The 20,485-nt window shown below is 70.8% G+C and carries 17 protein-coding genes; 9 read left to right on the top strand and 8 right to left on the bottom strand.

What is annotated here, in order from left to right:
• Window positions 1-96 precede the first annotated feature (96 nt).
• Together ACFY2K_RS32700 and ACFY2K_RS32695 are read left to right on the top strand one after the other, a co-directional pair.
• On the top strand, window positions 97-1,692 hold the full coding sequence (locus ACFY2K_RS32700; protein WP_387716286.1) for a hypothetical protein: 1,596 nt from the start codon (window positions 97-99) through the stop codon (window positions 1,690-1,692).
• 166 nt (window positions 1,693-1,858) lie between these two features.
• Window positions 1,859-3,478 (top strand): hypothetical protein, encoded by a 1,620-nt coding sequence (locus ACFY2K_RS32695; protein WP_387716284.1) that lies wholly within the window; start codon window positions 1,859-1,861, stop codon window positions 3,476-3,478.
• 66 nt (window positions 3,479-3,544) lie between these two features.
• Here the strand turns inward: ACFY2K_RS32695 and ACFY2K_RS32690 are convergent, their stop codons facing one another.
• From ACFY2K_RS32690 to ACFY2K_RS32660, 7 genes are all read right to left on the bottom strand, one after another.
• Window positions 3,545-4,315: a succinate dehydrogenase iron-sulfur subunit gene (locus ACFY2K_RS32690; protein ID WP_375882257.1), complete on the bottom strand. Its 771-nt coding sequence runs from the start codon at window positions 4,313-4,315 to the stop codon at window positions 3,545-3,547.
• Window positions 4,315-6,057, bottom strand: coding sequence for a succinate dehydrogenase flavoprotein subunit (gene sdhA, locus ACFY2K_RS32685; RefSeq protein WP_380521163.1), 1,743 nt, complete (start codon window positions 6,055-6,057; stop codon window positions 4,315-4,317). Before sdhA ends, ACFY2K_RS32690 begins: the two co-directional genes overlap by 1 nt.
• A 51-nt stretch (window positions 6,058-6,108) precedes the next feature.
• The gene (gene sdhD, locus ACFY2K_RS32680) at window positions 6,109-6,600 is read right to left on the bottom strand and encodes a succinate dehydrogenase, hydrophobic membrane anchor protein (RefSeq protein WP_375882263.1); all 492 of its coding nucleotides are present in this window, start codon (window positions 6,598-6,600) and stop codon (window positions 6,109-6,111) included.
• 8 nt (window positions 6,601-6,608) lie between these two features.
• Window positions 6,609-6,989 (bottom strand): succinate dehydrogenase, cytochrome b556 subunit, encoded by a 381-nt coding sequence (gene sdhC, locus ACFY2K_RS32675; RefSeq protein ID WP_033332398.1) that lies wholly within the window; start codon window positions 6,987-6,989, stop codon window positions 6,609-6,611.
• 299 nt (window positions 6,990-7,288) lie between these two features.
• Entirely contained in the window at window positions 7,289-7,939 is a 651-nt protein-coding gene (locus ACFY2K_RS32670) for a 2-oxo-4-hydroxy-4-carboxy-5-ureidoimidazoline decarboxylase (protein ID WP_375882266.1), read from the bottom strand.
• Window positions 7,940-8,058: 119 nt separating this feature from the next.
• Window positions 8,059-9,708 carry an alpha/beta hydrolase gene (locus tag ACFY2K_RS32665; RefSeq protein WP_380521160.1) on the bottom strand — a complete coding sequence of 550 codons (1,650 nt, stop codon included), beginning with the start codon at window positions 9,706-9,708 and terminating at the stop codon, window positions 8,059-8,061.
• A 78-nt stretch (window positions 9,709-9,786) separates the two neighbouring features.
• Window positions 9,787-10,542: an SDR family oxidoreductase gene (locus ACFY2K_RS32660; RefSeq protein ID WP_380643476.1), complete on the bottom strand. Its 756-nt coding sequence runs from the start codon at window positions 10,540-10,542 to the stop codon at window positions 9,787-9,789.
• 335 nt (window positions 10,543-10,877) lie between these two features.
• On the opposite strand from ACFY2K_RS32660, the gene ACFY2K_RS32655 reads away from it, so the two are divergent.
• From ACFY2K_RS32655 to ACFY2K_RS32625, 7 genes are all read left to right on the top strand, one after another.
• Window positions 10,878-12,131 carry an amidohydrolase gene (locus ACFY2K_RS32655; RefSeq protein WP_380521158.1) on the top strand — a complete coding sequence of 418 codons (1,254 nt, stop codon included), beginning with the start codon at window positions 10,878-10,880 and terminating at the stop codon, window positions 12,129-12,131.
• A gap of 256 nt (window positions 12,132-12,387) precedes the next feature.
• Window positions 12,388-13,443 (top strand): BMP family protein, encoded by a 1,056-nt coding sequence (locus ACFY2K_RS32650; RefSeq protein ID WP_375882277.1) that lies wholly within the window; start codon window positions 12,388-12,390, stop codon window positions 13,441-13,443.
• Window positions 13,444-13,747: 304 nt separating this feature from the next.
• Window positions 13,748-15,328 carry an ABC transporter ATP-binding protein gene (locus ACFY2K_RS32645; protein ID WP_387716280.1) on the top strand — a complete coding sequence of 527 codons (1,581 nt, stop codon included), beginning with the start codon at window positions 13,748-13,750 and terminating at the stop codon, window positions 15,326-15,328.
• Between the two features lie 3 nt (window positions 15,329-15,331).
• Window positions 15,332-16,486, top strand: a complete 1,155-nt coding sequence (locus ACFY2K_RS32640; protein ID WP_380592790.1) for an ABC transporter permease — start codon at window positions 15,332-15,334, stop codon at window positions 16,484-16,486.
• Complete coding sequence (locus ACFY2K_RS32635) at window positions 16,483-17,748, top strand: ABC transporter permease (RefSeq protein ID WP_375882286.1); 1,266 nt, start codon at window positions 16,483-16,485, stop codon at window positions 17,746-17,748. The genes ACFY2K_RS32640 and ACFY2K_RS32635 overlap by 4 nt, the downstream gene beginning before the upstream one ends.
• On the top strand, window positions 17,745-18,137 hold the full coding sequence (locus ACFY2K_RS32630; protein ID WP_375882289.1) for a cytidine deaminase: 393 nt from the start codon (window positions 17,745-17,747) through the stop codon (window positions 18,135-18,137). Before ACFY2K_RS32635 ends, ACFY2K_RS32630 begins: the two co-directional genes overlap by 4 nt.
• Before the next feature lie 144 nt (window positions 18,138-18,281).
• Window positions 18,282-19,559 (top strand): thymidine phosphorylase, encoded by a 1,278-nt coding sequence (locus ACFY2K_RS32625; protein WP_380397285.1) that lies wholly within the window; start codon window positions 18,282-18,284, stop codon window positions 19,557-19,559.
• 54 nt (window positions 19,560-19,613) lie between these two features.
• Here ACFY2K_RS32625 and ACFY2K_RS32620 read toward each other — a convergent pair whose 3' ends face one another.
• Window positions 19,614-20,288, bottom strand: a complete 675-nt coding sequence (locus ACFY2K_RS32620; protein ID WP_380521155.1) for an alpha/beta fold hydrolase — start codon at window positions 20,286-20,288, stop codon at window positions 19,614-19,616.
• Window positions 20,289-20,485 lie beyond the last annotated feature (197 nt).

Here is a 20,485-nt window from a genome sequence, read left to right as displayed (position 1 = left end):
CGAATCCCCGTCGCCGCTGTCAGTGCCCGCTGGCAGGATCCTCACCGTTCTCGCGCGCGCACCGGACGCGCCGAACACAAGGGGTGGGGAACCTTCATGACATTTTCGCGTGCCCGCAGACTCGGCGGGGTCGTCGTGGCGGCTCTCGCCGCCGGCCTGCTCACCGGGCCGGCGGCCTCGGCCGACTCCGCGCCGGCCGTCGTCGGTACCGCCCAGGGCGCGGACCGGAACACCGCGGCCTGCGGTCCGACCACGGATCCGGCCTGGATCGGCCGGAGCGGGACCGGCACCGACCTCGTCGCCAAGGTCACCGGTACCGGTGCCCGGTTCAGTGTCTGGGACGTGACCACGGGTGCGGAGGACCCGGTGTTCACCGGTGAGGCCCAGACCTACGGAACCCCGCAGGCAGGCCTCAGCGTGCCCGGCCTGGCGGACGGGCACAGCTACGCCTGGCACGCCTGGGCCCTCCAGGGTGCCCAGGCCTCCGCCCCCTCGGCGGACTGCCACTTCACCGTGGACGCCACCGCCCCGACCGTCACGGTCTCCTCGACCGACTTCCCGGCGAGCGGCACCGCCACGAAGTACGCGGGGCAGAAGGGGACTTTCGTCCTCAAGGGCGCCGATGCGGTCCCCGCGGGCGGTGAGGCCTCCGGAATCGCGTGCTTCCGGTACGCCTGGATGTACGCCGGGACCGACTGCAACTCGCCGGAGGCCGTCGAGCCGGATGCCGACGGTACGGCGAAGATCGACCTCAAGGTCCTGCAGTGGGGCAGCAACAACCTCGTCGTCAACGTGATCGACAACGCGGGCAACGTCGGCCGGACGACCTACACCTTCTACGCCCCGTCGAACCCCAGCGCGCCGAAGACCCTCGGCGACGTGGACGGGGACGGTGTCGCGGACATCCTGCTCCCCGACGCCCAGGGCAACCTGCAGTACATCGGCGTCAACGCGACCGACACGACGCCGAACGCCGTCATCGCGGCCAACCTCGCTCCCTCCGGGCAGAGTTGGGCGCCCTACCAGATCGCCCACCGGGGGTGGGACTACCACGCGCCGTCCTCGGACGACCTGTTCATCCACAAGCCGGGCGACGCCTCCCTGACCGTCTACCGGAACTGGGACTACGGAGGCATGACCAAGGGTTTCGACCGTTCGGGCGACCGCGTGTGCGGCGACCCGTTCGAGCCGCAGCCCTGCCCGGCCGGCTTCGCCGCCGACTGGTCCAAGACCGACCAGATCGTCGCCTTCGGCCCGGTGGCCGGCGGCACCTCGCCGTCACTCCTGACGCTGGAGAGCGGGAACCTCTGGCTGCTCGCCGGGGCCACCTCCGGTTTCGACAAGATCACCAAGCTCACCACCTCCGGTGCCTGGGCGGGCTACGACCTGGTCGCCCCGGGCCCGGACGCGGCCGGCAACCTCGCCCTCTGGGCGCGTGACCGGGCCACCGGCGAGCTGCACGCCTACCCGGTCCCGAAGAAGGCCGACGGCACCTTCGACTTCTCCGCCCTCGCCGACCCGAAGGCTGACGTCGTCGCCACCGGCTTCACCGTCGACAAGTACCCGACCCTCGGCAGCTCGGGCGACGCCGACGGTGACGGCAAGCCGGACCTGTGGGCCGTCACGGCCGACCGGCACCTGGTGATGTACAGCGGCTGGACCGATGCCAACGACCTCGGCCCGCTGAACTGATCCGCCGACGGAGGCCCTGCCCGATCAACTCGGGCGGGGCCTCCGTGCCGTGCGCGGGCCACCGGTCGGAATCCCCGTTGCCGCCGGTGGTTCTCCGCTGGCAAGATCCTCTCCGCTCGTACGCGCGTACCGGACGCGCCGAGCACGATGGGTGGGGGGAATTTCGATGAAGCACGTGCACCTGCGCAGATTCGGCGGGGTCGCCGCGGCGACCGTGGCCGCCGGGCTGCTGGCCACGCCGACGGTGGCGGTGGCCGATGCCGGGCCGGCCGTCCTGGGGACCAGCCAGGGCGTCGACGCCCAGCACCTCGGGGCCTGCGGCCCGGCGGGCGACCCGGCCTGGATCGGCCGGAGCGTCAACGGGCCGGCGCTGAACGTCAAGGTCGCCGGCACCGGCGCCCGGTTCGGGGTTTGGGACGTGACCACCGGCGCCGAGGACCCGGTGTTCACCGGCGAGGCCCAGGCCAACGGGGCCCCGCAGGCGGGCCTCACCGTCCCCGGTCTGCTGGACGGCCACAGCTACGCCTGGCACGCCTGGGCCCTCCAGGGCGCCCAGGTCTCCGCCCCGTCGGCGGACTGCCACTTCACGGTGGACACCACCAGCCCGACCGCCACGGTCTCCTCGACCGACTTCCCGGCGAGCGGCACCGCCCCCAAGTTCGCGGGCCAGGTCGGCACCTTCGTGGTCAGGACCACCGACCCGGTGCCGGCCGGCGGCGAGTCCTCCGGGATCGCCTGCATCCGCTACGGCTGGGGCAACCTCGGCGTCGGTGGCTGCGACTCGCCCGACGCCGTCGTCCCGGAGGACGACGGCACGGCGACCGTCAGCCTGCGGGTCCTGAACTGGGGCACCAACACCCTCAACGTCCAGGTGATCGACGACGCGGGCAACGTCGGCGGGGCGGGCTACACCTTCTACGCCCCGTCGAACCCCAACCCGCCCAAGGCGCCCGGCGACGTCGACGGGGACGGCGTCCCGGACGTCCTGCTGCCGGACGCAGCGGGCAACCTGCAGATCATCAGCAGCGGCTCGGGTGACACCACGCCGTCCGCGGTGATCCGGGCCGTCCAGTCCCCGAACCAGACCTCCTGGTCCAACGTCCAGGTGGCGCACCGCGGTTGGGACGCCAACATGCACGCGCCGATGGACGACCTGCTGATGCACCCGAGCGGCTCGCCGGCGCTGTACTTCTACAGCAACCAGGACTACGCCTCGTTCACCGGGTACCCGTCGGCGATCTCCCGGCCGTCCGCCTGCCAGAACGCCGCCGGAACGGCCGCCGCCTGCCCGGCCGGCTTCGCCACCGACTGGCACAAGGCCGACCAGATCGCCCTGATCGGCTCCCTGGACAGCCGGATGGTCTCCTCCCTGATGACCGTGGAGGACGGCAACCTCTGGCTGTTCGCCAACCCCGGCTTCTCCTACCGGCTGCGGACCGCCCGCCAGCTCACCACCGACGGCGCCTGGGCGGGCTACGACCTGGTCGCCCCGGGCCCGGACGCGGCCGGCAACCTCGCCCTCTGGGCGCGTGACCGGGCCACCGGGGAGCTGCACGCCTACCCGATCGCGAAGAAGGCCGACGGCACCTTCGACTTCTCCGCCCTCGCCGACCCGAAGGCGGGCGTCGTCGCGAGCGGCTTCACCGTCGACAAGTACCCGACGCTCGGCAGCTCGGGCGACGTGGACGGTGACGGCAAGCCGGACCTGTGGGCCGTCACGGCCGACCGGCACCTGGTGTACTACAGCGGCTGGAGCGACCCCTCCGGTGCCGGTGCGCTGAAGTGAGGAACACGGAGGCCCCCGTCCGATCGGAAGGATCGGACGGGGGCCTCCGTGGGTGTCGGGCGGGGATCAGAAGCGGCGGGTGACCAGCGCCCGCTTCACTTCCTGGATCGCCTTGGTGACCTCGATGCCGCGCGGGCAGGCCTCGGAGCAGTTGAAGGTGGTGCGGCAACGCCACACGCCCTCACGGTCGTTGAGGATCTCCAGGCGCTGCTCGGCACCCTCGTCGCGCGAGTCGAAGATGAAGCGGTGCGCGTTGACGATGGCGGCCGGGCCGAAGTACTGGCCGTCGTTCCAGAACACCGGGCAGGACGACGTGCACGCGGCGCACAGGATGCACTTGGTGGTGTCGTCGAAGCGCTCGCGGTCCTCGGCGGACTGCAGGCGCTCGCGGGTCGGGTCGTTCCCCTTGGTGATGAGGAACGGCATGACGTCCTTGTACGCCTGGAAGAACGGGTCCATGTCCACGACCAGGTCCTTGAGGACCGTCAGGCCCTTGATGGCCTCGATCGTGATCGGCTTCTCCGGGTCGACGTCCTTGATCAGGGTCTTGCACGCCAGCCGGTTGCGGCCGTTGATCCGCATGGCGTCGGAGCCGCAGATGCCGTGCGCGCAGGAACGGCGGTAGGTGAGGGTGCCGTCCTGCTCCCACTTGATCTTGTTGAGCGCGTCCAGGACGCGCTCCTTCGGGTCCAGGGTCAGCTGGTAGTCGACCCACACCGGGTCCGGGTGCTCCTCCGGGTTGAACCGGCGGATCCGGAAGGTGACGGTGATCAGCTGTACGCCACCGGCCTCGACCGCGTCCAGAGCGGCCGAGTGCTCCACAGTCGGAGTGCTCATCAGTACTTACGCTCCATCGGCTGGTAGCGGGTCGTGACGACCGGCTTGTAGTCGAGGCGGATGGAGGTGCTGCCGTCGGCGGCGACCTCCTGGTACGCCATGGTGTGCTGCATGAACTTCACGTCGTCACGGGTCGGGAAGTCCTCGCGGTAGTGACCGCCGCGGGACTCCTCACGGGCCAGCGCGGAGACGGCCAGCACCTCGGCCAGGTCGAGCAGGTTGCCCAGCTCGATGGCCTCCAGGAGGTCCGTGTTGTACCGGAAGCCCTTGTCCTGGATGGAGACGTGCTTGTAGCGCTCCCGCAGGGCGGCGATGTCCTCGACGGCCTGCTTGAGGGTGGCGCCGGTGCGGTAGACCATCGCGTTGGCGTCCATGGTCTCCTGCAGCTCCTTGCGGATCTGCGCCACGGACTCGGTGCCGGTCGACTCGCGGAGCCTGTCGACCATGCCCTGGACCAGCGCCTCCGGGTCCTCCGGGAGCGGGACGAACTCGTTCGCGTTGGCGTAGTCGGCGGCGGCGATGCCCGCGCGACGGCCGAACACGTTGATGTCCAGCAGCGAGTTGGTGCCGAGGCGGTTGGCGCCGTGCACGGACACGCAGGCGACCTCGCCGGCCGCGTACAGGCCCGGGACGACGTCGGTGTTGTTGCGCAGGACCTCACCCTCGACGTTGGTCGGGATGCCGCCCATGGCGTAGTGCGCGGTGGGCTGGATCGGGATCGGGTCCGTGTAGGGCTCGATGCCGAGGTAGGTGCGCGCGAACTCGGTGATGTCCGGGAGCTTGGCGTCCAGCTGCTCCGGCGGCAGGTGGGTCAGGTCCAGGTAGACGTGGTCGCCGTCCGGACCGCAGCCGCGGCCTTCGCGGATCTCGGTGTAGATCGCGCGGGAGCAGACGTCACGGGACGCGAGGTCCTTCATGACGGGGGCGTAGCGCTCCATGAAGCGCTCGCCGTCCTTGTTGCGCAGGATGCCGCCCTCGCCGCGGGCGCCCTCGGTGAGCAGGATGCCCATGCGCCAGATGCCCGTCGGGTGGAACTGGAAGAACTCCATGTCCTCCAGCGGCAGGCCGCGGCGGTAGGCCACGGCCTGGCCGTCACCGGTGAGGGTGTGGGCGTTGGAGGAGACCTTGAAGAACTTGCCGGTGCCGCCGGAGGCGAACACGACCGACTTGGCCTGGAAGACGTGGATCTCGCCGGTGGCCAGCTCGTAGGCGACGACGCCGGCCGTCTTGCCCTCGTTGATCAGCAGGTCGAGGACGTAGAACTCGTTGAAGAACTCGACGCCGTGCTTGACGCAGTTCTGGAACAGCGTCTGGAGGATCATGTGGCCGGTGCGGTCGGCCGCGTAGCACGAGCGGCGGACCGGGGCCTCGCCGTGGTTGCGGGAGTGACCGCCGAAGCGGCGCTGGTCGATCCGGCCCTGCTCGGTGCGGGAGAAGGGCAGGCCCATCTTCTCCAGGTCGAGGACGGCGTCGATGGCCTCCTTGCACATGATCTCGGCGGCGTCCTGGTCGACCAGGTAGTCACCGCCCTTGACCGTGTCGAAGGTGTGCCACTCCCAGTTGTCCTCCTCGACGTTGGCCAGGGCGGCGCACATGCCGCCCTGGGCCGCGCCGGTGTGGGACCGGGTCGGGTAGAGCTTGGTCAGGACGGCGGTGCGGCTGCGCTGCGTCGACTCGATGGCCGCGCGCATGCCGGCGCCGCCGGCGCCGACGATGACGGTGTCGTACTGGTGAATCTGCATGGGGGGTTAACTCGCCTCTGGCCTCTGCCGATGGTCGATGGTGCTCGCGGCTCAGATGTTGGGGTCGAAGGTGAAGATCACCAGGGTGCCCAGCAGCACGGTGAAGACCGTGGCGGTACCCATGAGCCCCTTGAGCCAGAGCCGGGTCGAGTCCTTCTCGGCGTAGTCGTTGATGACCTGACGCATGCCGTTGGCGCCGTGCAGCATGGCGAGCCAGAGCATCAGGAGGTCCCAGCCCTGCCAGAACGGCGAGGCCCAGCGACCGGCGACGAAGGCGAACCCGATCTTGGAGACGCCACCGTCCAGGACCAGCATGATCAGCAGGTGGCCGAGGATCAGCACGACCAGGACGACACCGGACAGGCGCATGAAGAGCCAGGCCAGCATCTCGAAGTTGGTGCGGGTGCGGCGCGGGGTCTTCCCGGTCCGCTTGCGCGGCGGCTCGATGACGAAGGCGTCGGCGGGGTTGCCCGTGCCGAGGCCCTTGCCGGTGTGCGCCTGCTTGGAGGGGACGACGATCGCGTCGGAGTAGTCCGTGGACATCAGTCAGCTCACTTCCCGAACCAGGAGATCAGCGTGTGCTGCAGGATGCCGTAGAAGGAGCCGGCCATCAGGACGACCCAGACCCCGACGACGGTCCACAGCATCTGCTTCTGGTACTTCGGGCCCTTGGACCAGAAGTCCACCGCGACGACGCGCAGGCCGTTGAGCGCGTGGAACAGGATGGCGGCCACCAGGCCGTACTCCATCAGGTTCACGAGCGGAGTCTTGTACGTCTGAATGACGGTGTCGTAGGACTCCGGCGACACTCGCACGAGGGCGGTGTCCAGGACGTGGGCGAACAGGAAGAAGAAGATGAGGACGCCGGTGACTCGATGAGCCACCCAGCTCCACATGCCTTCCCGGCCGCGGTACAGCGTTCCAGCCGGCACGGAAAAACCCTCCGGAAGCGATTGGGGGCTCGGCCGGCTTCGGTGTCGGTCAGCCCGGCCGGGTACGGTCCACCGGCCGCCAGCATCCTATCGACGCCTCGTCGGGAACCGCCTCCGGGGTACCCAGGTGTGATCAATCAGGCACTTCTGGCCTAGTGCGGAGGGAACCCAGGCCACTTCGGTCACGCTGAGTGACCAGCCTGGGGCTTCGCGGTGACGGGCGGCGATCGGATTCACCCAGGGGGATGAAATCGGGTCCGGCCGCACCGCCCCCGGCGTGGCGCGCCGGGGGCGGTGGCTCAGCGCGCTCCGGCCTCGGAGTGGGTGGCGACCAGGTGCTCCAGTCGGGTGAGGGCGATCCGCCGGAGCTCGTCCGCCGCGGTCAGCCGCTCCTCGTCCGGGTCGTTGGCCAGCCGGGTGCGGATGGAGGAGAGCACGGCGTCGAGCATCTCCTCCGGGTCGACGCCGTCCAGGCAGACCACGAAGACGTGGCCGAACCGGGCCTCGTAGGCGGCGTGGGCGGCCCGCAGCGCGGTGTGCGCGGCCTGGCTGCCGGGGGCGCGCATGCCGAGCAGCGGCTGCGGCATCCAGCTCTCGTCGGCTAGGGCCTCGGCGAGGTCCGCCGGGCGCAGGTCGTAGGAGGCCTCGCTGGCGGCGGCCAGCAGGGACTCTATGTCGGGGTAGGGGCGGTGGGCGGTGAGGCGCAGGGCCCAGCGGTGGCTGCCGCAGCAGGCCAGCAGGGCCTCCTCGGCAGCGCCGGCGTCCGCCTCGTTGAAGCGGTGCAGGCCGAGGAGGGTCGGCTCGCTGCGGACGTCGGGCCGCTGTGACGGGATGTCGCTGGCCAGCGGGTCCTCCTCGTGAGGGCGGGAAGCGGCTGGTGTGGGGTGGTGGAGCAGGTGGAGTATGGGGCTGCGGAGGGGGCGCGCGGCGCCGTTCTGGCAGCTCCTCAAAGGTAGTTGAGCGCTCATCAGTTGGGGAGGGCGCGCGCGGAATTCATCCGGACGAGCTATCAAGTTGTGACGTTGACACCTTCTCGTCAGCGCCCTCCCCGTACGGATCTGCTAGCGGCTCAGCCGCAGCGGGTGCCCTCGGCCGGCATGGTGCCGTCGGTCAGGTAGGCGGCCATGGCGAGGTCGGTGCAGGCGCTGCCCTTGCCGAAGGCGCCGTGGCCCTCGCCCACCCGGGTGAGCAGGGTGGCCCTGGCGAAGCCCTGGGCCAGCTTCTGGGCGGAGGAGTACGGGGTGGCCGGGTCCCCGGTGGTGCCGACCACCAGGATCGGGGCGGCGCCCTCGGCGCGGATGGTGTGCGGCTTCTCCTGGGTCTTGAACGGCCAGTAGGCGCAGCCGGGCTCGGTGTAGTCGTCCACCGTGACGTCCTTGGAGAGCAGCGGCGCCTCGGCCCGCAGCCGTTCGACGGCCTGCCGGGCGTGCTCGGGGGTCGGCGCGGGGCGGGCCGCGTCGGCGCAGCTGATCGCGCTGTTGGCCTCGTCCATCGGGCTGTAGTGGCCGTTCTCGTCGCGGCCGTTGTAGTCGTCGGCGAAGGCCAGCAGGTAGTCGCCCTTGTCGCGCTTCATCGCCCAGCCGAGGCTGGCCCGCAGGTACTGCCAGGAGGTCTTCTCGTCGCCGTACAGCAGCGAGATGACGCCGGTCCAGGCCATGTCGCGGCCGAGCTTGCGGCCGTCCTTGGTGGTCAGCGGGTGGTCGTGGAGGCCGTCCAGGAAGTCGGCGGCCTTCTTGGCGGCCTTGGTCCGGTCCGTGCCGAGCGGGCACTCGTCGGGGTGGTTGTCCACGCAGTCGGCGGCGAAGCGTTCGAAGGACTTCTCGAAGCCGACCTGCTGGTCGACGCCGTGGTCCAGGGTGTCCTGGGCCGGGTCGACGGCGCCGTCCAGGACCAGCCGGCCGGTGTTCTGCGGGAACTCCTCGGCGTACAGGGCGCCGAGGTAGGTGCCGTAGGAGATGCCGAGGTAGTTGAGCTTCCGGTCGCCGACGGCGGCGCGCAGCACGTCCAGGTCGCGGGCGGTGTTGCGGGTGCCGACGAAGGGCAGCAGCTTGCCGGACCTGGCCTGGCAGGCGGTGGCGTGGTCGGTGGACTGCTTGACGTGGGCGGCCCTGCGCTCGGCGGGGTCGTCCGGCGCGTCCTCCTGGTTGGCGGCGTCGAGCTGCTTGTCGTCGTAGCAGACCACGGGCGCGCTGTCGCCGGTGCCGCGCGGGTCGAAGCCGATCACGTCGAAGCGGTCGTGCAGGGTGCCGTCGAAGTCCTTGGCGCCGTACTTGACCATCTCGACGCCGGAGGCGCCGGGGCCGCCGGGGTTGACCATCAGTGAGCCGACCCGCTTGCCCCGGTCGGCCGCCGCGTACTTGATCAGGGCGAGGTCGATCGCGTCGGTGGCGGGGTTCGCGTAGTCGAGCGGGACGTGCAGCTTGCCGCACTGCATGCCGGAGGTGTCGATCTTCGCCTTGTCGGCCTTGGGGTCGGCCGGGCAGTCCGCCCAGGTGATCTGCTGGCCGTAGAAGGCCTTGAGCGCCGGGTCGGCCTCGCCCTTGGGCCCGGGGGTGGGCGTCGGGGCCGTCGTCGGGCTGCCGGCGGCGGGCGCGGTGGTGCCGGAGGCCTTGTCCTGGGCCGTCGTCACGGTGTTGTCGCAGGCGGCGGTGAGCAGGAGGGTGCCTGCCGCCAAGGCGGTCAGCAGCACCCGTGGGCGGGCGGCCCGGAAGATCGTCATCGCACGTGTGTACCACTCGTGTACGACACGTGTTCGATCAGGGGGTGTCGTCGGGCCGCCCGCCGGGGGAGGGGCCGGTCAGCCGCGGTGGACCTTGTGGTTGGCGGCCTGCGCCCGCGGGCGGACCACCAGCAGGTCGATGTTCACGTGCGAGGGCCGGGTGACCGCCCAGGCCACGGTGTCCGCGATGTCCTCCGAGGTCAGCGGCTCGGCCACGCCTGCGTACACGGCGGCGGCCTTCTCCTCGTCACCGCGGAAGCGGGTGACGGCGAAGCCCTCGGACTTCACCATCCCGGGCGCGATCTCGATCACCCGGATCGGCTCCCCGCACAGCTCCAGCCGCAGCGTCGCCGCGATGGTGTGGGCGGCGTGCTTGGCCGCGACGTACCCGCCGCCGCCCTCGTACGCGGTCAGCGCGGCGGTCGAGGAGAGCACCAGTACGGTGCCGTCGCCGGTGGCGCGCAGGGCGGGCAGCAGTGCCTGGGTCACGTGCAGCACCCCGAGCACGTTCACCTCGTACATGGCCCGCCAGTCGGCCGGGTCGCCGTGCTCGACGCTCTCCGCGCCGATCGCGCCGCCCGCGTTGTTCACCAGGACGTCCACCCGGCCGACCTCGGCCGCGAAGGCGTCCACGGCGGCCCGGTCGGTGACGTCCAGCGTGAGCGCCCTGGCCGCGCCGCCCCGCTCGGCGATCTCCTTGGCCAGCGCCTCGATCCGCTCGGTCCGGCGTGCGGTCAGCACCACCTCGAAGCCCTCGGCGGCCAGCCGGCGGGCGGTCGCCGCGCCGATTCCGCTGCTGGCACCGGTGACCACGGCCACCTTCTGCTCGGTCATTGCCACTCCCTGGGGCTCATCCGGTCGTTCGTCCGATCATCTCAACCGGGTGCGCGGAGCGAGCGCTCCGGTCCGGCCCGTCAGCCGGGCGCCGGGCGTACGACGGGGGGAGCGGCCGCAGAACGGGCCCGCTGAGCGGCCGTCAGGGGGCCCGGCCGTCAAGCCGGTGGCGGCCGTGACCGCCGGCCAGGGTGATCGTTGCACAGGGCAAGCAACCCGGGGAAGGCGGCTGAAACGAGATGTCATACCCACCTGTCAGGCCGGTATGCGCCCATCCGGGGACTAGTTTTCCGGAAGTCGGGCCAAATCCCCCCAACGGGCCTACTCTTGGGGAGATGAACCGTCCTGAGCCCGCTCAGCCGGGCGTCACTCCCGCCGTCGCACGCCCCGCCGCCGAACTGCGCGCCCGGGTGCGGAGGCTGGAGCCCGAGCTGATCGCCTTCCGCCGTGATCTGCACCGGCACCCGGAGCTCGGCCGCCAGGAGTTCCGCACCACCAACCTGCTGCGCGACCGGCTGGTCGCGGCGGGCCTGGAGCCGCGGGTGCTGCCCGGCGGCACCGGGCTGCTGGTCGACCTCGTCCCGGCCGGCACCGCTCCGGGCACCGAGTTCCTGGCCTTCCGCGCCGACATCGACGCGCTGCCGATCGACGACGCCAAGACCGACGTGCCGTACCGCTCGACCGTCCCCGGCCGGGCCCACGCCTGCGGCCACGACGTGCACACCTCGGTGGTGCTCGGCACCGGGCTGGTGCTGGCCGGGGCACTGCGCTCGGGCGAGCTGCGCCGCCCGGTCCGGCTGGTGTTCCAGCCGGCCGAGGAGGTCATGCCCGGCGGGGCGCTGGACGTCATCAAGGCGGGCGGGATGGACGGCGTCGGCCGGATCTTCGCGGTGCACTGCGACCCCAAGGTGGAGGTGGGCCGGATCGCCCTGCGGGTCGGCGCGATCACCTCGGCCTGCGACCGCCTGGTGCTGCACCTGGACGGCCCCGGCGGGCACACCGCCCGCCCGCACCTGACCACCGATCTGGTGACCGCGATCGCCCGGATGGCCGCGGACCTGCCGGCCGCCCTGGCCCGCCGGATGGACCCGCGCTGGGGCGTCAGCCTGGTCTGGGGCCGGATCGCCTCCGGTTCCGCGCCCAACGTCATCCCGCAGCACGCCGAACTGGAGGGCACCGTCCGCTGCCTGGAGCTGGACGGCTGGCGCGAGGCGCCGGACCTGCTGCACGAGCTGATCGCCAAGCTCGCCGAGACCTACCGGGCCAAGTGGACCCTGGACTACCACCGCGGGGTGCCGCCGGTGGTCAACGAGGCGGTCTCGGTCGCGCGGCTGGAGGAGACGATGACCGCCCGGTTCGGCGGGGACGGCGCCGAGGTGGTGGAGGGCACCGAACAGAGCCTGGGCGGCGAGGACTTCTCCTGGTACCTGGAGCACGCCCCGGGCGCGCTGGCCCGGCTGGGCGTCCGGGCCCCCGGCGACACCACCGTCCGTGACCTGCACCAGGGCCGGTTCGACGTGGACGAGCGGGCGATCGGCGTGGGTGTGGAGCTGTTCGCGGCGCTGGCCCTGGAGGATGACCGGATCTGACCGTTTCAAGGGGGTTTGCGGGCGACGCGTGAGCACGTTGTCGAGATCCGGGGTTTCGAAACGGTTCCGTAGACTGGGCCGGACCAAGTCTCGGATTCACCGTCCGCGCACGGGAAAAGGGCTCGGGGACGGCCGTCAGACCACGGTTTGATAACAACCCGAATGCTCCGGCAGCCCGTAACCCAACCGTGTTCTACGCGCGTTACGGTGGCGTCCGACCACGCTAATCGGGTGCGTGTGAGAAGGAGAAACTCCCTTGCGCCGTTCAATGAAGCTCGCCGCGGTTGTGCTCTCGGGTTCCCTGGGCATGGCCTCGCTCGCCGCTTGCGGCGCAAAGAGCAATGACACCAACGCCTCCGCCGGGTCTTCCGACGCTCTCAAGGTCGGCATGGCCTACGACATCGGCGGCCGCGGTGACCAGTCCTTCAACGACTCCGCCGCGCGCGGTCTCGACAAGGCCAAGGCCGACCTGGGCGTCTCCGTGACCGAGGCCGAGGCCAAGTCGGGCGAGGCCGAGGCCGACAAGGAGACCCGCCTCAAGAACCTGGTCGACGCCGGCTACAAGACCATCATCGCGGTCGGCTTCGTCTACCAGCCGGCGGTCAACAAGGTCGCCAAGGACAACCCGAACGTCAAGTTCGCGATCATCGACTCGAACGACAAGGACCAGCCGTCCAACGTCACCTCGCTGCTCTTCGCCGAGCAGGAGGGTTCGTACCTCGCCGGCGTCGCCGCCGCGAGCAAGTCGAAGGCCCACCACATCGGCTTCATCGGCGGTGTGCAGTCCGAGCTGATCAAGAAGTTCGAGGCCGGTTACAAGGCGGGTGCCAAGTCCGTCGACCCGAGCATCCAGGTCGAGACCACCTACCTGACCACCCCCCCGGACTTCACCGGCTTCAACTCGCCCGACAAGGGCAAGGAGGCCGCGCAGGGCCAGCTCGACAAGGGCGCGGACGTCATCTACGCCGCCGCCGGCTCCTCCGGCAACGGCTCCATCGAGGCCGTCGCCAACGCGGGCAAGTGGGCCATCGGCGTCGACTCCGACCAGGCCAACCAGCCGGCCCTGGCGAAGTTCAAGAACAGCATCCTGACCTCGATGGTCAAGAACGTCGACAACGCGGTGTTCGCGTACATCGACTCGGTCAAGAAGGGCACGCCGTTCACCGGCATCAAGCTCTTCGACCTCAAGGCCAACGGTGTCTCGCTCGCCACCACCGGCGGCAAGATCGACGACATCCAGGACAAGCTCAAGGCCGCCAGCGACGCCATCACCAGCGGCGCGACCACCATCCCGACCGCGCCGACCTCCTGAGGCCGGCGCGTCCCGGGACGCGACCTGACGCTGCCGCCTGCCCGGCAGCGTGACGATCGACTCGATCAACGGGAGGGGCCCGGCAGGGTGCGCTCGACGCGCACCCCCGGGCCCCGTTCCGTCTCCACGTTTCCCCCCTGTCCCCCCTTGGCCCTCCGAGCGCAACGACGCGCCTCCAGACCACCAGGAGACCGCCATCACCGCATCAGACCCCGTCCCCCTGCGCAAGGACGGAACCCCCAGCGCGGGGACGGCGACCCCGGCCGTCGAACTGCGCGGCATCACCAAGCGCTTCCCCGGTGTCGTGGCCAACCACGACATCAACCTCACCGTCCGCACCGGCACGGTGCACGCCCTCATGGGCGAGAACGGCGCCGGCAAGTCGACGCTGATGAAGATCCTCTACGGCATGCAGAAGCCGGACGAGGGCACCATCGCGATCAACGGCGAGCTGTGCGAGTTCAACACCCCCGGTGACGCCATCGCGCGCGGCATCGGCATGGTGCACCAGCACTTCATGCTGGCCGACAACCTCACCGTGCTGGAGAACGTCGTCCTCGGCGGCGAGAAGCTCCACGGCATCGGTGCCAAGGCGAAGGCGAAGATCAAGGAGATCTCCGACCAGTACGGCCTGGGCGTGCGCCCGGACGCCCTGGTCGAGGACCTCGGCGTCGCCGACCGCCAGCGCGTCGAGATCCTCAAGGTGCTGTACCGCGGCGCCAAGATCCTGATCCTCGACGAGCCGACGGCCGTGCTCGTCCCGCAGGAGGTCGACGCGCTGTTCGACAACCTGCGCGAGCTCAAGGCCGAGGGCGTCACCGTCATCTTCATCTCGCACAAGCTGCACGAGGTGCTCGCGGTCGCCGACGCGATCAGCGTCATCCGGCGCGGCACCACGGTCGGCGACGCCGACCCGAAGGCCGTGACCGCCCGCCAGCTGGCCGAGCTGATGGTCGGCGCCGAGCTGCCCTCCCCGGAGAGCCGCGAGTCGACCGTCACCACCACCGAGATGCTCAAGGTCGAGGACCTGAGGATCGCCAAGACCGACGCCGAGGGCATCGAGCGCGTCGTCCTGGACGACATCTCGCTGCGCATCCACAAGGGCGAGATCCTCGGCATCGCGGGTGTCGAGGGCAACGGCCAGGCCGAACTCGTCGAGGCCATCATGGGCATGCTGCCGCTGGACGGCGGCACCGTCACCCTGGACGGCAAGGACCTCTCCGGCACCCAGACCCGGGCCCGCCGCGAGGCCGGCATCGGCTACATCCCCGAGGACCGCCACAAGCACGGCCTGCTGCTGGAGGCCCCGCTCTGGGAGAACCGGATCCTCGGCCACGTCACCGAGGCGCCCAACTCCAGCGGTGTGCTGCTCAAGCCGGCCGCCGCCCGCGAGGACACCGCGCGGATCGTCCGGGAGTACGACGTCCGTACCCCCGGCATCGAGGTCACCGCGGCCTCGCTCTCCGGCGGCAACCAGCAGAAGCTGATCATCGGCCGCGAGATGAGCCACCAGCCGAAGCTGCTGATCGCCGCCCACCCCACCCGCGGTGTGGACGTCGGTGCGCAGGCGCAGATCTGGGAGCACATCCGGGTCGCCCAGCGGGAGGGCCTGGCCGTCCTGCTGATCTCGGCGGACCTGGACGAGCTGATCGGCCTCTCCGACACCATCCGGGTCATCTACCGCGGCCGCCTGGTCGCCGACGCCGACCCGGCCACCGTCACCGCCGAGGACCTCGGCACCGCGATGACCGGTGCCGCCGCCGGCCACATCGAGTCCGAGCCGGAGGCCGTCGCCGAGGCCCAGGCCGTCGCCGCCGAGGGCACCGAGGCCGCGGCCGAGCACCCGCACACCGACACCGCCGACGACCCGCAGGCGGGGGAGTAACCCATGACCAGTCCCAACCCCGCCGCCAAGCGCAGCCTGGCGCAGCGGATCAGCGGTGAGCGGATCGTGCTCGCACTGGCGGCGCCGGTGCTCGCGGTCGTGCTCTCCGTCGCGATCTGTTCCGTGCTGCTGGCGACCTCGGGCAAGAACCCGTTCGACGCGTGGAACGTGATGATCACGTACGCCACCAAGTCGGACGGCCAGGTGAGCATCCTCAACCGGACCACCACCTACTACCTGGCCGCCGCGGCCGCCGCGTTCGGGTTCCGGATGAACCTGTTCAACATCGGTGTCGAGGGCCAGTACAAGGTCGCCGCGCTGTTCGCGGCCTTCGTCGGCGCCCAGGTCGACCTGCCGGCGATCATCCAGATCCCGCTGCTGCTGGTCACCGCGATGCTGGTCGGCGGTCTGTACGCGAGCATCGCCGGTCTGCTCAAGGTCTACCGCGGCGTCAGCGAGGTCATCTCGACCATCATGCTGAACTCGATCTCGCTCGCGATCGTCGGTCTGCTGCTCGTGCCCGGCATCTTCGCCCCGAAGGTCAGCGGCACCAGCAACTCGATCCAGACCGACCCGGTCTCGCAGTCCAGCCACTTCTTCACCATCCCCACCGCCGGCGGGGACCTCTGGGGCTTCATCTTCATCGCCGCCCTGGTCGGTGTGGTCTTCCAGTTCACCCTGAGCCGCACCCGTTTCGGCTTCGACCTGCGCGCCACCGGCCGCTCGGAGTCCGCCGCGACCGCGTCCGGCGTGAACGTCAAGCGCATGGTGGTCATCTCGATGGTGGTCTCGGGCGCCATCGCCGGTCTGATCGGCCTGCCCGAACTCCTGCAGAACTCGTACTACTACGGCCAGAGCTTCCAGCCCGGCCTCGGCTTCCTGGGCATCTCGATCGCCCTGCTCGGCCGGAACAGCCCGATCGGCATCGCCTTCGCGGCCCTGCTCTTCGCCTTCCTGGACGCCACCGGCTCGCAGCTGCCGCTCAAGGGCGGGTTCCCCTTCGAGATCGTCGACGTCATGAAGGGCACCATCGTCATCTGCGTCGTCGTCGCGTACGAGCTGGTGCGCCGCTACGGCTTGAAGCGCCAGCAGCAGAAGGTCGGCGCCCAGCTCGCCGCCCAGCTCGCGGCCACTGAGAAGAAGGAGGTGTCCGCGTGAGCACGGCGACTGCCGCTCGTCCGAAGGCGCCGGGCGCGCCCGCGAAGAAGCGCAAGCTGTCCTGGCCCGTGGTGCTCCTGCTGATCGCGGGCGCCCTGGTCCTCTTCGCCGCCGTGGGCATGGCCACCGGCAACCACTCGCTGACCTCCTCCGGTCAGGTCGCCGCGGCGCTCGGCTCCGCCGTGCCGATCGGCATGGCCGGTCTGGGCGGTCTCTGGTCCGAGCGGGCCGGTGTGGTCAACATCGGCCTCGAAGGCATGATGGTCGCCGGCACCTTCTGCGGCGCCTGGGCCGGCTACCTGGTCAACCCGTGGGTCGGCCTGCTGGCCGGCATGCTCGGCGGTGCGCTCGGCGGTCTGCTGCACGCGGTCATCACGGTCACCTTCGGCGTCGACCACATCGTCTCCGGCGTCGGCATCAACCTGCTGATCCCCGGCATCTGCGCGTACGTCAACCGGATCTACTACAAGGACTACATCTCGGCCGGTGCCGGGGCGAACCAGTCCCCGCCGGCGGACCCGCTGCCGTACATCACCGTCCCGGGGCTGTCCTCCGGCCTGAAGAGCATCGAGAACCACCACTGGTTCCTGGTCTCCGACGTCGCCGGCGTGCTCGGCGGCCTGGTCACCAACCTCTCGGTGGTCGTGGTGCTGGCGGCCGTGCTGATCGTGGCCAGCTACTTCCTGCTCTGGCGCACGGTGTTCGGCCTGCGGCTGCGCTCCTGCGGTGAGAACCCGACGGCCGCCGAGTCGCTGGGCGTCAACGTCTACAAGTACAAGTACCTGGCGGTCATCGCCTCGGGCGCCTTCGCGGGCCTCGGCGGCGCGTACCTCTCGCTGGTCGCCGCGCACTTCTACAAGGACGGCCAGACCCTGGGCCGCGGCTTCATCGGCCTCGCGGCGATGATCTTCGGCAACTGGATGCCCGGCGGCCTCGCCATCGGCGCCGGCCTGTTCGGCTTCACCGACAGCCTCCAGCTGCGCGACCCGGAGTCGGTGCACGTGCTGATCCTGGTCGTCGCGATCGCGATGGCGCTGTTCGCCCTGTGGCAGCTGTACCGCCGCAAGTTCACCGCGACCGTGGTCTCCTTCGTGGTGGCCGGCGGCCTGGGCGCCTGGTACGCGCTGACCGACGAGGTGCAGCGTCCGCTGATCGTCGCCACGCCGTACCTGATCACCCTGGTGGTGCTCTCGCTGGCCTCGCAGCGTCTGCGGATGCCCAAGGCCGACGGTCAGGTCTACCGCAAGGGCCAGGGCAAGTGACGGCCCCCGCGGTCGACTGGGAGCGGCTGCGCGAGGCGGCGCGCGAGGCCATGGGCCGCGCGTACGCCCCGTACAGCAAGTTCCCGGTCGGCGCGGCGGCGCTGGTCGACGACGGTCGGCTGGTCAGCGGCTGCAACGTGGAGAACGCCTCGTACGGGCTCGCGCTGTGCGCCGAGTGCGGGCTGGTGTCCGCGCTGCACGCCTCCGGCGGCGGCCGGCTGGTCGCCTTCACCTGCGTCGACGGCGCGGGCGAACTGCTGATGCCGTGCGGGCGCTGCCGCCAGCTGCTGTACGAGCACGGCGGGCCGGAACTGCTGGTCGACCTGGCCTCCGGCGTGAAGCCGATGAGCGAGGTCCTGCCCGACGCGTTCGGTCCGGAGCGGCTCTAGCCTCGGCAATTGTTACGCGCGTAGAGTGTCGCGAGTGGGTCGGAACCCGGTCATCTCGCGGCACTCTTCGCTTTCCACGCATCTTCTCGACGCATGTGCACGACGCATGTGCACGACGCATCTGAAACCCCTCTTGGAGCACGCATGGACGCCATCTCCGTCATCAGGACCAAGCGCGACCGCGGAGAGCTGAGCGACGCTCAGATCGACTGGGTCATCGACGCCTACACCCGTGGCGAGGTCGCCGACGAGCAGATGTCCGCGCTGGCCATGGCGATCCTGCTGAACGGCATGAAGCCGCACGAGATCAGCCGCTGGACCGAGGCCATGATCCGCTCCGGCGTCCGGATGGACTTCTCCTCGCTGCCGCTGCCCACCAGCGACAAGCACTCCACCGGCGGCGTCGGCGACAAGATCACCCTCCCGCTCGCCCCGCTGGTCGCCGCCTGCGGTGCCGCCGTCCCGCAGCTGTCCGGCCGCGGCCTCGGCCACACCGGCGGCACCCTGGACAAGCTGGAGTCCATCCCCGGCTGGCGCGCCCTGCTCTCCAACGACGAGATGATGGACGTGCTGCGCGACGCCGGCGCGGTCATCTGCGCGGCCGGCGACGGTCTCGCGCCCGCCGACAAGAAGCTGTACGCGCTGCGCGACGTCACCGGCACCGTCGAGGCCATCCCGCTGATCGCCTCCTCGATCATGTCGAAGAAGATCGCCGAGGGCACCGGCGCGCTCGTGCTGGACGTCAAGGTCGGCTCCGGCGCCTTCATGAAGAACCTGGACGACGCCCGCGAACTCGCCCGCACCATGGTCGGCCTGGGCACCACCGCCGGGGTCAACACCGTCGCCCTGCTCACCGACATGTCCACCCCGCTCGGCCTCACCGCGGGCAACGCGCTGGAGGTCCGCGAGTCGATCGAGGTGCTGGCCGGCGGTGGTCCCGCCGACGTCGTCGAGCTGACCCTCGCCCTGGCCCGCGAGATGCTCGCCGCCGCCGGCGTGCACGGCAAGGACCCGGCCGACGCGCTGCGGGACGGCTCCGCGATGGACCACTGGCGCCGCATGATCGCCGCCCAGGGCGGCGACGTCGACGCCCCGCTCCCGGTCGCCCGCGAGCAGCACGTCATCCCGGCGCCCGCCTCCGGCGTGCTCACCGAGCTGGACGCCTACGCGATCGGCGTCTGCGCCTGGCGCCTGGGCGCCGGCCGCGCCCGCAAGGAGGACCCGGTGCAGGCCGGCGCCGGCGTCGAGATGCACGCCAAGCCTGGTGACACCGTGGTGGCAGGCCAGCCGCTGCTGACCCTGCACACCGACACCCCGGAGCGCTACGAGTACGCCATCGAGGCGCTGGCCGGCGGCATCGGGGTCTCCCCGGCGGGTACGGCGTTCACCCCGAACCCGATCGTCCTCGACCGCATCGCGTAGTGGTCGGACGGGGGCGTGGCGCGACCGCATCGCGCCGCGCCCCCCGCGGCCCGGCTACTCCGCCGCGGCGAGCATGATCTTGAGGAACTCCTCCGGCGCCTCCCGGACCAGGTCGTGGCCGACCGGGAGGGCGTGCACCGCCCAGGTCGGGTCGTCGCGCAGGCGCTCGTAGGTCTCCAGGAACGGGGTGCCCTCGAAGCGCTCGGCGTGGATGTAGACGCGGCGGGCGATCCCGTCCACCGCCCCGGTGAGGCGCACCGGCTGGAGCAGGGTCCCCATCGGGTGGACGGTCGCGCGCGGGTCGAGGGCCGGGTGGAGCCCCACCATGGTGTGCCCGTTCCCGGCGGCGGCGCCGGCCAGGTACCGCTGCTTCCAGAGGTCGTCGACGATCGCGTGGGCCGACTCGCCGTCGCGCGGGACGAAGGCGTCGGCGTGCACCAGCGCGGCCACCCGCTCCGGCGCCCGGTCGGCGACCGCCGAGATCACCATGCCGCCGTAGCTGTGCCCGACCAGCACGGCGTCGGTGACCTGCTCCGCCTCCAGCAGGCCCAGCACGTCCTGGACGTGGGTGTCCAGGTTGATCGCCCCGTTGTTCAGGTGCCCGCGCTCGCTCACCCCGCTCAGCGTCACCGGGTACACCTCGTGCCCGGCCGCCCGCAGCCGCCCGGTCAACGGCCGGTACCACCAGCCGCCGTGCAGGACGCCGGGGACGAGGACGAAGGTGGCCATGGCGAATTCCTCTGCTGTTCGTACGAACTGACGAGAGGAAACTTACGGGCCCGCCGGGCGGGGTGTCAGGCGTACGTCCGCAGCACGCCGGTGTCGAGGGTCCACTAGTGTCCTGAGTCCTTGATCCGTCGTTGGTCAGTGCATGGGACGTCCTGGGCCGAGGCTGGCCGAGCTGGTGTTGTCGGATCACGAGCGGC

It is taken from the genome of Kitasatospora sp. NPDC001309 (assembly GCF_042896295.1).
In the GTDB taxonomy this organism is placed as follows: domain Bacteria; phylum Actinomycetota; class Actinomycetes; order Streptomycetales; family Streptomycetaceae; genus Kitasatospora.
This window is presented reverse-complemented; position numbering and strand designations above follow the sequence as displayed.